Source organism: Pseudoramibacter porci (assembly GCF_009696145.1).
Lineage (GTDB): Bacteria > Bacillota > Clostridia > Eubacteriales > Eubacteriaceae > Pseudoramibacter > Pseudoramibacter porci.
The window spans coordinates 15,104-28,402 of sequence record NZ_VUMO01000017.1; the positions used below are offsets into that span (position 1 = coordinate 15,104).

At 50.7% G+C, this 13,299-nt stretch carries 8 protein-coding genes and 1 tRNA gene; 1 reads left to right on the forward strand and 8 read right to left on the reverse strand.

From position 1 onward, the window contains the following. Nucleotides 1-44 precede the first annotated feature (44 nt). Nucleotides 45-121 (forward strand) — tRNA-Arg (locus FYJ52_RS09455). Between the two features lie 99 nt (nucleotides 122-220). Here FYJ52_RS09455 and FYJ52_RS09460 read toward each other — a convergent pair. From FYJ52_RS09460 to FYJ52_RS09495, 8 genes are all read right to left on the reverse strand, one after another. After that, nucleotides 221-727: a type 1 glutamine amidotransferase domain-containing protein gene (locus FYJ52_RS09460; protein WP_154576974.1), complete on the reverse strand. Its 507-nt coding sequence runs from the start codon at nucleotides 725-727 to the stop codon at nucleotides 221-223. Nucleotides 728-745: 18 nt separating this feature from the next. Then, nucleotides 746-1,354, reverse strand: a complete 609-nt coding sequence (locus FYJ52_RS09465) for a cytidylate kinase-like family protein (protein WP_154576975.1) — start codon at nucleotides 1,352-1,354, stop codon at nucleotides 746-748. A gap of 18 nt (nucleotides 1,355-1,372) precedes the next feature. Continuing rightward, complete coding sequence (locus tag FYJ52_RS09470) at nucleotides 1,373-2,728, reverse strand: ArsB/NhaD family transporter (RefSeq protein WP_154576976.1); 1,356 nt, start codon at nucleotides 2,726-2,728, stop codon at nucleotides 1,373-1,375. 21 nt (nucleotides 2,729-2,749) lie between these two features. Continuing rightward, complete coding sequence (locus tag FYJ52_RS09475) at nucleotides 2,750-6,034, reverse strand: bifunctional diguanylate cyclase/phosphodiesterase (protein WP_154576977.1); 3,285 nt, start codon at nucleotides 6,032-6,034, stop codon at nucleotides 2,750-2,752. Nucleotides 6,035-6,496: 462 nt separating this feature from the next. Further along, on the reverse strand, nucleotides 6,497-7,018 hold the full coding sequence (locus tag FYJ52_RS09480) for an ASCH domain-containing protein (protein ID WP_154576978.1): 522 nt from the start codon (nucleotides 7,016-7,018) through the stop codon (nucleotides 6,497-6,499). 29 nt (nucleotides 7,019-7,047) lie between these two features. Continuing rightward, the gene (locus FYJ52_RS09485; protein WP_154576979.1) at nucleotides 7,048-7,743 is read right to left on the reverse strand and encodes a DNA methyltransferase family protein; all 696 of its coding nucleotides are present in this window, start codon (nucleotides 7,741-7,743) and stop codon (nucleotides 7,048-7,050) included. Continuing rightward, on the reverse strand, nucleotides 7,743-12,116 hold the full coding sequence (locus FYJ52_RS09490; protein ID WP_154576980.1) for an Eco57I restriction-modification methylase domain-containing protein: 4,374 nt from the start codon (nucleotides 12,114-12,116) through the stop codon (nucleotides 7,743-7,745). Before FYJ52_RS09490 ends, FYJ52_RS09485 begins: the two co-directional genes overlap by 1 nt. A gap of 66 nt (nucleotides 12,117-12,182) precedes the next feature. Next, nucleotides 12,183-13,025 (reverse strand): CPBP family intramembrane glutamic endopeptidase, encoded by an 843-nt coding sequence (locus FYJ52_RS09495; protein ID WP_154576981.1) that lies wholly within the window; start codon nucleotides 13,023-13,025, stop codon nucleotides 12,183-12,185. Nucleotides 13,026-13,299: the final 274 nt, after the last annotated feature.

Here is a 13,299-nt window from a genome sequence, read left to right on the forward strand (position 1 = left end):
CCTTGATTCTCCATCTCAAAACGTTTATAATAAAAAAGATTCAAGTCTACGTAGCTCAGATGGATAGAGCGACCGCCTCCTAAGCGGTAGGCCGGGGGTTCGACTCCCCCCGTGGACACCAGCACACACGGCCGGCAAGGATCCCCTTGCCGGCTTTTTTCTTACTTCAATCCCATAAAAAAAAAGACCGCCGAAGCGGTCTTGACAGCACTTAAAAGCGTTACCGGTTTAACACGTCGAGAAAGGCCACGGCGTAAGCCGGCAGATCCGGCGGGCGCCGGCCTGAAACGATGTTGCCGTCGACGACGCAGGCTTCGTCGACCCATTCGGCCCCGGCGTTTCGCATGTCGTCTTTGATCCCCGGGGTGCTCGTCACGCGGCGGCCCTTCAAAATGCCGGCCGACGCCAGGACCCAGCCCGCGTGGCAGATTTCGCCGATTGCTTTATCTGCGGCGTCCATTTCCCGGACGAGATCCAGCACTTTCGGAAAGCGGCGCAGCTTGTCCGGCGCCCAGCCGCCGGGCACGAGAATGCCGTCAAAATCCTTCGCGTCCACGTCGAAAAATGACGTTTCCACTTCGCAGGGCACCCCGTATTTCCCGTGGTACAGCCCCGGCTTTTCCGCAGCGAACACTACCTCGACATCGGCTTCCCGCAGTCTTAAAACCGGGTACCACACTTCCAAATCTTCAAAATCTTCGCTAATTAAGGCCAATACGCGTTTCATTTTCGTTTCTCCTTTTGATTATTTCACAGGATCGGCCGCGCGGCGCGCGTCGACGTATGCCGTCAGCAGTGCTGCTGTGCCCGCAATGCCCAGACGGCTGCTGTTAATGGTGAGATCATAGTTGCGGGAATCTCCCCATTTTTCCTTACAATAGTGATTATGATAGGCCTTGCGCTGCCGGCTCACCTGTTCGACCCGCTTGGCCGCGGCTTCCTTTGACAGCCCTTCCCTTTCCATGATCCGGTGCACCTTTTGCTCCAGATCGCCGGTGACAAAAATGGTCACCACATGGGGATGGCCCTTCAGGACACTCTCAGCACAGCGCCCGACGATCACAAAAGATTCCCCGGCGTCGGCCCGCTCCCGGATGAAGTCGAACTGCAGCCGCGCGATGTTTTCCTCCGGTGAATTGGTAAACCCCCGGACCGTGCGCGACAAAAACGGACTTTTGGGCCGTTCGTCGTAGGGCGTGAGGTTCTTTTCGCTGACGGCTTTCTGTTCGGCAATATCCCTGAGAATGTTCTTGTCGTACAGCGCCAGACCGTAGTGTGCGGCAAGCTGCTCTGCGATGACGTGGCCGCCGCTTCCGAATTCGCGCCCCAGTGCGATAATCAGTTGTTTGCCCATACTCTCCCCCCTTTATTTTTACAGGTAGCGCAGGTAAATGCACACCATGGAAATCAAAATGACAATGGCTGTAGCCGGCACCGCTGTCTTTAAATATTTTTTCCAGCTGATCGGGTGACCTTCCCGAGCGGCAATAGACGTGCCGACGACATTGGCCGATGCGCCAATCGGGGTGGCGCTGCCGCCAATATCCGTTCCCATGGCCAACGTCCAGGCGAGAATCGACAAATCAGCGCCGGTTGTCGCGGCCAAGGTCCGAATCACTGGAATCATCGTCGCCGCAAAAGGAATATTGTCAACGAAGGCACTGAAGATCGCAGAACCCCAAATGATGATCGCGATCATGACCATCATATTGCCCCCGCTGATGCGGCCGATGACGTCTGCGAACATTTCCAGCACACCGGTCTCTTCGAGTCCGCCGACGACGAGGAAGAGCCCGATGAAAAAGAGCAAGGTCTTGTAATCCACCCGCCTGAGAATCTCCAGGGCGTCCCGCCCCGCTGCAGCCAGGGTAACCACTGCCACCAGCGCACCGATGGACGCGACCGACAGCCCCGTCTGAGCGTGGGTGATTAACAGCACCACCGCCGCGAGGAAAATGACTGTGCTGACAGCGAAATCCCGCCGGCTCTCAATGGCCGCCTTCGGCGAAAGGCGTGCCGACTCAGCCGCGTCAATGCCGCCCGCGTGTGCCAATTCCTTTCTGAAGCAGAAGTAGAAATAAATCACGATGACGACCAGCGAAATCAAAGCAATGACACCGGTGTTCGTGATAAATTGCGTGAAGGTGTATTTGAGCGAAGTCCCGATGATGATATTGGGCGGGTCGCCGCTCATGGTCGCCGAGCCGCCGAGATTGGCGCAGAAAATTTCTGACAAAATCATCGGCACCGGATCGAATTTCAAAAGCTGGGCGAGCTCAATGGTAACCGCTGCGAGAAACAAAATCACGGTAATGCTGTCGATGAACATTGCGAGCACAAAAGACATGACCATGAAGGTCAAAAAAATCGACATGACTTTGTAATGCACGGCCTTCGCGATGGTCATGCACAGCCAGCGAAAAAACCCGGCCCGGGCCATCCCCTCGACCATGATCATCATACCGGCCAGAAACAGAATCGTCGCCCAGTTGACGCCGGCGGCTTCTTCCTCCGCCGCCGTCGTTTCGTACCAGAAGCCCAAGGTAAAAATGCTTTTCACGTTGAGCGTCGCCATCACCGCGCGGCCGCTGCGCATCGCGACGCCAAACACCAAAACGAGGGTCGCCGCCCCGCAGGCCAGCGTCACCAGATGACGCTCAAATTTGTCCCAAATGATGAGCACAAACATCAGGATGAAAATCACCCCAGCTAATACACTTGCAATCATAGTCACTCCTATTTTGTTGTCTTAATTTTCTGCCTTTGGACGATTGGGTGCCGACGATGGGTCGTCAACCCCTGCCAAAAGCGCCATGGCTTGTCTGTCCGCAACGTAAATCACATAGAGAATCTGTCTTCCCCCCGCATTCGGTGCAAGAAGCAGTCGGTGCGCCATCCACACATAGCGGCCGTTGGCATCTCGCGTACGGAAGGTGTCTCTAAGAATGCCGTATTCCGCCTGCATAAGCCGGTCTTTCAGCGTTTCAGGACACATGAACGCGTCGTATCGTTTCCGGTCTGCGGGAAAAATATCCGGCAGCAGTGAAGCGTAATGGCCCGTACTGTCCATCAGCGGCGTCGCATAGGGCTTCTCCTCCGATGCGCCAATGAGGTGCAGGCTTTGAATTGTCATTTTTTTGACGTCGATACTGAAAATATATCGGAAGAAATAAAGCAGATTCATCAGGATTTGACGTTCTATCGGCTGTTTTTTCTCGAAAGCCACACGATTGTAAACAATGACGACAAAGAGATAAGTGTCATCGTATTGGCCGATAAAACGATAATTCAGTTGGCGCTTTTGCCCGTTAAATGGGGTAAACAATCTCCCCTGCCTTTTGGATATTGCGGCATCTTTCGCCGCCTTTAACAATTCCCGGCTGGCTACATTTTTTTGGTTGCTCAGTGTTTTTTCCAAAGCTGCAAGATCTGCAAAACCGTCGTTGTGGATTAAATCCAGCGCCGGATCATTAGCCAGAAGGAGATGGAAGACGTCCTTCCTCGACTCGACGACCACCAGGGGCATATCGGTCATGAAGTTCACCTGGCCAAGCGTATTGTAACAGCTTCTCTGTTCGGCGGTTTCAATGTCCAGGCCTTTGGCGCGCCAGTTTTTCATCATCGCGTCAAAAGGCTGGGGTTTGCCGAAGAAATAGCCCTGCAATTTTTCACAACCTGCCTTCTTTAAAAAAGCGACTTGCTCGGCTGTCTCTACGCCCTCAGCAAGGGTGCGAATCCCGATTTTTTTGTCCATATCGATCACTGAGGCGATGATATTCCGGGAACGATGGGAGTCATTTTTCAAAAAGACCATATCCATTTTTAAGACATCGAAGGAGTAATCCTTGAGCAGATTAAGGGTGGAATAGCCGCTTCCGAAATCATCCATCCAGATTTCATATCCTGCCTCGCGAAAGGATTGAAGGGTCTCGATGACGCCATTGCCCTTCGAGGTCATGGTGCTCTCGGTCACTTCGATGTGCAGCATATATCTTGGAATCGATGCGGCCTTGACAAGCGCTTCAATTTCGCTGAAAATATCGCAACTTAGGAAATCCGTCCGCGAGAGATTGATCGACACGGGGATCTCCGCTATGCCGCTGCTGGATTGCGCCGCGATCTGATGGACCGCCTGCCGAATGACACATAAATCCAATTTCCATATTTGGTTGGATTTTTCCAATGGCTCGATGAAAGCGGCCGGCGGCAGCATCCCCTTTTCGGGATCCTGCCAGCGCGCCAGGGCTTCCATCCCGCAAAGCCGATTGGAGATGGCGCGGACAATGGGCTGATAGTACACGACAATCCAACCTTTGTCAATGGCTTTGTCAATGTTGGATATCACGTATTCCGTTGTTTCCAAACTTTTGCCAATTTGCTGCGTGTAAATGGCAAATTTCTTGCCTGTCTGATTCCTATTGGCGTCAGCGGCTGCCTGCGCCTGGCTTGTGATAATATCCGGTGTGACCGCGTCATCTTCCCAGACGCTGGCGCCAATGCAGCATTCAATACTGTTGGGAAGCACCCTTTGAAGATGCCGGTGCACATTGTCAATTTTTTCTTCCAAACGCCGCGTGTCGGTCAATGCGGCAAAATGATCTTCCCCCATTCTGGCGACATGCCCATTGGGAAAGCACAACTTGAGCGTCGCCGCGATTTTGCGCAAATATTCGTCACCGGCTGCAGTGCCGTAGTGGAGATTGATCATGCGGAAATTAACAAAATTGAAAAACAGAACGACAAGCTCACCTTGCTTTTGAATATCCCGCTTTTCCCTGCGTTTTTCTTCCATAGCCGCAAAAAATGCCCGCATGTCGATCAATCCCGTCAGCTCATCGACGCCGCTATTTTGCTGCACGGTTATTGGCTGTCGCTCGCCTTCAGGGAAATCCCCCATGATATGGCTTTCTCCTTCGCTTTTCGCGCGGTACAGGTAGTTGTCTGCAATTTTGATAATCTCTCTCAAGTGCCGTTCACTTTGGGGCACTCCCCTGTAATAGCCGATGCTGCAATGAATCTGCATCTTCCCTTTGTAATTTGCACTGCTTTTTTCCAGTTCGACAAGCTTTTGAAGAAAAGCTTTCGGATCCTGCGCGGTGGAAAGTATAAGGAACTCATCTCCGCCGTAGCGGTAGCAGTGGTCCGTTTGATCATTAAAAATGTGCCGCATGCTGCGGCTGATTTGCACGAGCACCTGATCGCCGTAATCGTGGCCAAACGTGTCGTTGTAGCGTTTGAAATAATCCAGATCAATTAACGCGGCACAGACATCCTGATCGATATAAGTTGGGAAATCGTTTCGCAGGGCCGTTCGGTTAAGCATTTCTGTCAGGCCGTCTGTGCGGCTGTCCTGATAGAACCGGTCTTTTTCTTCTTCAATGGAAAACTTGATTTTTTCAAAGCGCACAAATATCATCAGCCGAAACCAATTAACAAAGGTGCACAAAGTGTGCAGTATCACAACGTCTACAACATCCTGCCAAGCAATGACGTAGTGAATCGCAAATAAAGCGATGACCAGCACAGCGATATTGATCACTGTGTTGCGCGCCTGAACACGCACTTCTGCGTTTGGCACGAGGTAGATGATACTCGTGACAAGGATGTACTCAAAGAAGAAGCTGGAGTCTGGCTGGGTCGAGAAGAAGGTGAGGGTTGCCATCACCATATTGACGCCGGTGAACCAGCTAAAGACAATCTTGGCCCGTTTAACAGCCTTTTCTTCATTATCGGCACTAAAATGGGTCAGTTCCACGCTCAAGCGTATCAAAAACACAAGGTTCACGGTCAATACGATGAGGTAGACAGCTGTGGCGTTCACCGGAGGGAGAATGAAGCCGGCGGAAACGGGAGAAGACCCCACCAATCCAATTAGCGAAAGGAGACAAAGCATGCCGGCGCTAATGATGGCGAACATCAAATTATTGTGGTATAAATCCTTCTCGATCTGCGAATTCCTCAGCGACGTGCTTAAATCAGATTTAAAATACAAGTTGTAAAATTCACGAATGGTCTTATTTTTTTGAAATTTCATTATGATGCCTCATAATCAGTCAAACGCCACCACGGCTTTATGTGTTCACTGCCGTGCGCCTGTCCATGTAGCGCACGTTATTGATTTGGCTGACTTTTTTAGATTATACCATGTTTCCTGTGACTCCGCGGCTCTATTTCTTAAATGTTATAAAAACGAGGACTGCCTAACGATTGCAGACGTGACCACACTGCAACAACAATGTTGATCATTTTGCTAAAATTTAGTTTATCGTCGCGTTTAGCAAAATATTTTTGTGAATTAGCAAAATTTTAGTTTATTATTTTGCTTATTTTCCTAAATTCAGCTAAATGATTTTGCTAAGATTTAGTCTATTGCCGCGTTTAGCAAAATATTTTTGTGAATTAGCAAAATTTTAGTTTAATATTTTGTTTATTTTCCTAAATTCAGCTCAATGATTTGCTCATTTTTAGCTGATTCTCCATTACGTCAAAACAAAATTTACAAATCGAGAATCTCCCAAAATTCCGCCGGATCGTTAAACAAGCAGTCCATCATCACAGCCGTGAATTCCGGGGTGCCCGAATCGTACGCAAGGGGCAGCATGTGTTGGGCGTAGGCCTCAAAACCGGGGCCGATTACTTCTGGCGTGAAATCCGTGTAGAAAAAGCTGGCCGTTGCCTTGACCGGCCGGGGCACGATGAGCCGCGGATTTTCGAGGATCCAAGCGTTGCTGTCTCCCTCCGGCATATACGACATCATCGCCGCTTTCAAATGCTTTCGCGTAAAGGGAACACAGTCGACGACGTCGACCATCCCGATCGCGTAACCGTAGACCAAGCCGTCCATCTTGGGAAAGATTTTCGCCGTTTTGGACGCGCAGACGACCAAATCCTTAATCGGCGTCTTGATTTTCCGCGACCGGCACTCCACTGTTTTGATCCCCGTCGCAATCATCGTCGCGTAGGGCTGCTGAAAGCTTAAACATTTGACGCCTTTGGGCTGAACTTTTTTCTGACCCATTGTGAACTCCTCTATCCAATGATTTTAATCTAACTAAACTGTTCTTTTATTTTCTCTTTATAAATATCCGTCCATTTACAGACCGCGTACTGCCGGTGCACGGGTTCGGGCGATTCCGGCTGGGGGAACATCGAAATCTGAGTTTCCCGCTCCCGGACGGTTTCAACCGGGCCGCCGCCATTTTTGATCGCGTCAAAGGTGTAGACGACGCGCCGGACTTTTGTCTGACCAACGGGCTGCCATTCGCTGAGCAGAATCGGCGCGCCGGTGGCGTCGCGGCCGGTCAGGGCGTCGCCCTGAGCCATGTTGGCTTTGATGAGGGTCCTGGCGCTTTTAACGACATGATGGAGGGAGACGGCTTGAAACTTGGCAATCGCCATTTGGGTGTAGCCGCGCTCGAAGGTGCTGGCCATGTTCATGACGAGCATTTCGACGTTGTCCTCGAGCAGTTCAATCCCGTACAGGGTCGAGAGCCCTCGAAGGGCATTGATGCCGAAGGTGTCGGCGGTGCTGCTTATATCGGCGGCAGTCTGAAGGCGGCGGCGCAGAATTTCGACGAGAAAAGCCCCTTCTCCAGCGGAGGGCTCGAGGAAGGTCGCGGAAAGATCTGCGACCTTTTCGGCGATTTCCGGCTGGTCGAGCATTTTATCGACGACCCATTTCGGAGTGAAGACTTCGCCGTGATCTTTGACGCGCTCCGCGGATTTGATCAACTGCTCCGCCATTAATCCATCGCCTGCACTTTCGTTTCAATAAAGTTGATCTCGTCGTCCGACAGCTGATATTTTTTGTAAAGCTGCTGATCAATTTCCGCAACCGACTGGGACCAGTCGATGTCAGCATTTTTTGTAAAATCCTGCATGGGGACAAATTGCCATACAGATTTTGGATTATGCTGTGTTGCCTTTTTTACGCCTAATAAAGCGCGTAAAAATTTTGTTTTGATATATTTGAGTAACGCTTCTGCTTCTTTTTCAGAGTTGAAAGCGCCTATACTGATAAATGTATCCGTTGCGCCCTCATTTGGTTTGCCAATCAATGGTGAACTTAATGTTTCTCCCAATTCCCCTCTGCCGTTCGCTTCAGGCAACATGACTTTATATTTGTCTATATAATCATTTTTTTGTACATATGATTTTTCAATATATCTAAATACTCTGCGATTATTAATTCTTCCGATAAATTTGTAGCAATTTTCGCTTTCTTCTTTATCAAAAACTTCTGGTAACTTTTCAAAGGCGTTGGAAACGATCATATTCCCAGTCCCTTTGCCTAATCTTTTTGAAGCATCTGGATAGTCATCAAAAAATTTTTCTGTAAAACGATAATTCCCACGCGAAGAAACAATTTCACTTAAGCTTTTCTTTTTATGATCCGCCCAAACTTTTTTGACAATCGCATTAAGCGTTTCGTATGGGGTAAAAGTTCCAATTTTACCAAAATCCTGATTCACATCGCGCAGTGTAATCACAACACCGCCTTTTATATCCGTTTTTGGAAAAATTTCGGAACTGTCCTTTTCATACATCACGACTTTCAAATGGGGATCATTGAGCATTTTTTTGTTCCATGCCTTAGGTGTTTGCCCTGCGTTGAATAAAAATCTCCCCGGTGTAATCAAAGTGACCAAATCTGAAAGTTCGTAAGCCAAATTCATAAAATTATGATAAATCGGCTCGTCTCGTGTGCTTTCACCTTTTGCGGATTCCTGATACGGCGGATTGCCGATGACCACGTCAAATTTCATCATTCCAAAATATTCTCCAATTTTCTTCGCTTCGGCCTTGGCGTCAGCTTTCGCGCCGGCCACAATATCCTCAACATAATACACATTGGTATCCAAATCCTGATACCCGGCCAGTGTCCGCTGGGTGATGGCCTTGGCCATTGGCGTCTTCGCGACAACAAAAATATTGTTGCGCAAAATCCGCTGCCATAGCAACTGCCGCTCCGCCCGGCCGGCTTTGCCGCCTGTCCTTTGATACAGCTGCGAACATTCCAGATGATAAATGGAAATCGCCGCGTACAGCGGATACAGTCCCGTCTTCGAGTTGATCTCGAGAATGTGCGTGTAAGGGCTGAAAATCCGGTCGGTGTCATCTGTCTTGATCCAGCGGGTCACCGGCTTCCCGTCGACCGTCGTGTGCTGCCATTTCCTGTCGTAAAACGAAAGGCCGCCCAGGGTCTTGCCCATATGCAGATTGACCACCCGCCACGGCGTCAACACCGTTTCCTTGTCCGGATTTCGAAACGTGCCGAAAATCAAGGCGAGCTTTTCCGCCCGTTCCACCGGCTCGTAAGCGTCAAGGGCCTTCGCCCGCCGCCGGATGATCCGCCCCGCCTCGATAAACACATCCGCGTCGTAATACTTGATAAACTTCCGGAATAACGCCTTTGTCACGCCCTCAGGCATAAATTCCTGCCACGACGCATCGTCCACCAGCCGCGTAAACTGGTCGATCTTGACGTCCCGGTCGATGTCGATCGCCATACCGTAAATCATCATCGGAATACGGATTGAGATCGAGCGCAAAATCGAAATCATCGTCTTGCGCTGCTTCTTCAGCGCCTTCATCTTGTCGAGCGCCGCCTGCTCTTCTGGGCTGCGCTCACGCTTGGTTTTCTTTTCGGCGTCCAACGCTTTTTTGTACGCTTCCTCGTCGAGGCCCTGATGGTTGATCTCGATTTGAATCGCTTTCTTTTCGGCCTTCGTCGTACCGACGATGGCTTTCAGATCGTTGAAATCGCTGAGATCCGCCGCATCGAGCATCAAGAGCGCGTCGCTGTAAATCGAATCGTCGTCGAAGCCGGTGCGCACCGCCTTTTCGGCGTAAACCCGTTTGATCTTTGCCAGCATCGTGTCCACCTTGTAGGGCTTCATGCCGTGGCCCGTCTCGCCGAGAATCGGCAGGAAATTCATCAGCTCCGCCATCTTTTGCTTTTGCGCGCTGCTCGTCCGCTTCCCAACACCCGTGTTCATCTGTGCCGCCTGGGCCATCACCGTCAGCGCCCGGTCCGGCGCAAAATCAAAGATGAAACACTGGGTCTTCTGCCCGAAGGTCTCTGACGCGTAAGGCGTCTGCGCGCGGAAAGCCGCCTGGAGATACTGGGTCGCGCTATTCGTGTTCGAAAGAAACAGGACCCCGGTCCACGGCTTGATCGTCACACCCGTCGTCATTTTCCGAACCGTCAGCGTGATCGTCTTCGTTTTCGCTGGGTCTGGCCCCATCGCCTGATTCACCTTGTCGATATCGCTCTGGGAGGCGATCTCTGCGTCCCCGCTGCGAACGACATTGATAATTCGATATTCCATCCCGAAAACCGGATCTTTTTTGAGCATCGCCTCTAAGGCATTGGCTTCCTTGATCCCCGGCAGAATCCAAAGGGTGTGGCGAAGCTGATCGCGAAAAGCCCGGGTCGAAAACGGGTAACAAGTCTTCAAGTCCGGCGTCGTGATGTTGCGCAGAAATTGTGCCACCTGATCGGCATAGACAAAGGTGCCGTCCGCCTTGGTCATAAAAAAGGTCTTGAAATTGAAGGCGCGCTTATCCTCCCCGAGAAAACGCTCGTCGTCAAACTGGTGGTGCATCTCAAAGGTGTACATCAACACCTTCGGAAGCCCTGCGTAGGGGTTGGGCACGTTGCCGTGGATTGTCGGCCAATTGGCTTTGGCGCTCTGCTCCATGACGTAATCCCAGGTGAAAACCTGATCCGCGTCGTATTGGTCGATCAAATTGAACGCCGTTCCGGAGAGTTCGAGGAGCTTGGTGTGCTTTTCCGTGATCACCTGATGCATGACACTTTGGGCCAATTCCGTCTGGGTACCTTCGTGCGCTTCGTCGATGATGACCAGATCCCAGAGATTGTTGAACAACTCGCGGTTCTTGTCGCCAGCTGATCCGCCGACCATTTCAGAGCCGCGTAAATCCTGAAGACTCGCGAAATAAACGTAGGGGCCGCCGTAGCGCATCAGGGACTCAAAGGACTCGCCCTCGTTTTTTGAGCCATAGCGGTAGCCAGCCTCAGGCATGCCGATCTTTTTAAAATCCGCAAACCATCCCTCGTCGACGATGGGACGGTGTGTCAAAATCAGCACATGTGCAAAGCCCTCTTCCTTGACGAGCTGCATAGTTGAAAGCGTCTTGCCGAAGCGCATCTTCGCGTTCCACAGCATCTTGTCCCCATGTTTGTAGGCTTTTTTCGTTTTGCGGATCGCCTCCTGCTGCTCCGGCCTCAAGACGATGGGTGCCTGCTCCTGCTGCCCAGGCAGGGCCTGAATCGACGTCCGCCCCTCTTTGACTGCTTTAATCGCGGCCTTGGCCGTCTCAAGGTCCGTCTCGAACCATTCGTTGCCCGAAGTCACCTCTGTTTTCTTGATGCCCGAGCGCTCCAGTACGCGGTGCACGTCGTAATCCCGAAACCAGCTCTTGTCGGACTTGCGGTAAGCCAATTCGCTCCACTGCAGTTTATAGGGCACGCCGGCAGTCGTCATGTACTGGCGGATGCGGCGGTCGGCCATCTTTCTGAGGTCGTCGCTGTTCGGCCGGTTATCGACTTCGTAGTCGTCGGCGGTGGCGTCACCGATTTTTTCCTTGCCGTCGTACACCTGCCACTTGCCGCTGGTGTTGTCTGCCGTCTGGATGTAGATCACCTTGCGCTCCGCCGTGTGGTATTGATTGTCTACCGGCTCGACAAAATCCGGTTTAAATCTTTCACCGGTATCGTTCTGATAGAACCAGGCCAACAACGCGTAAGCCCTTTTAAGCGCAGACAATCCCTCTTTTTTGCTGCCTTGGGTTAAATCGTGTGCGGCTCGGTTGCCCGCCCGCCGGATGCCGTTAAAACAATCCAGTACCTTTTGCCCGACAAGGCGGCGATTTTCAAGCTCTCGCAAACAATCGTTGAACGTGCTGTACGCATCCATCTCGATGTAATGGCGGTCGAGGATCTGGCGTGCAAGAGTTTCCGCGATTTTGCGCACCGTGACTGGAACCGCGCCGTACATCTCCAGTGCGTATTGCTTTTCTGCGTTTTTCGCGTCTTGCACATAAGCCTTCGTTTCGTCGTCCTGGCTTAAAAAATCGAAATTACTCTGCATAATCTTCGTCTCCGTTTATCCTTGCAATCGAAATAAATATTAATTTAATTTTACCATACTTTAAGTTTAAACGAAATCATCCTGATTCGTGCTAACGATCGCTTCCATCTTGGATCTTCTTAAAAGAAATAGGGTCAGACCCAGCAATATAACAAGGGACGGCAGAATACTGAGGATGGACGTCGCGGCATTGACGTTCGTATTTTGCACGTCGACGGCTGTCTGCCCATTGGTACCAATGGATTGGGACAAATCGGTCAGCGCGTGCAAAATCACAACCACCCAGATATTGCGGCATCTGAGATAAACGGCGCCGAAGCACAGCCCCGCGGCAGTCGCCTCAATGACTTGCATCAGTGTCCCTACCCCATCTTGCCCTGAGGCCAGATTCGTCAGATGCATCAGTCCGAATGTCAGTGCCGATAAAATAAGCGACACCCAGATGGTTTTCGCACTCTTTTTGGCAAAGGCATCCTGAAAAGCGTTCAGGACCACGCCGCGAAACAGCAATTCTTCAAAAATGCCGGTGAGCGTGTAAATCATAATCGTGGATACGACGAGTTCGGTGTGGGAAAAATATCCGGGATCCGCCTGGATAAAACTGAGCACCAGCTGCGCGATTGCAATGGCAAGAATCGGCAGCCCGGTCAACAAGCCATGGGCAAAACTTTCCCGATCAGAGGCCAAAATCCTGCTCTGCATGTGTCCCGCAAAAATGATGGCAATGAGAAATGCGAGACGAAAAACTTCGCCAAGAATTTCCCGAATATCCCCCGAAAGATTCGCATGCTTTGCCATCTCCCACAAAATCCAATCGCTCAAGAAAAATGAAACCGCAATGGCGAGTATCCCGAATAAAAAATATCGATAGGCCTGTTCTTTGAACATTCTTTCTTCAACTCTATACATGATGATCTCCTTTCTGCACAGCGTGTAAGGTATTGAAAAGTGCTTTTATTATACGTGCGATCAAATTAAAATGAAATGAATTTTGGCGTCTTTTAAGTTTTAAACGCAATCATCCTCATTTGCTATTTCCCTGGACATTTCGGGCAAAAAAACCTGCTAACAAAAGTCAAGCGTAAAATAAAAATAATTTAATGCTGATTTCCTGCATCACAAAAAGACCGGACGTGAACCCGATCTGAAAAGAAATATTTGTTTGAACCGCGATCAGCAGCCG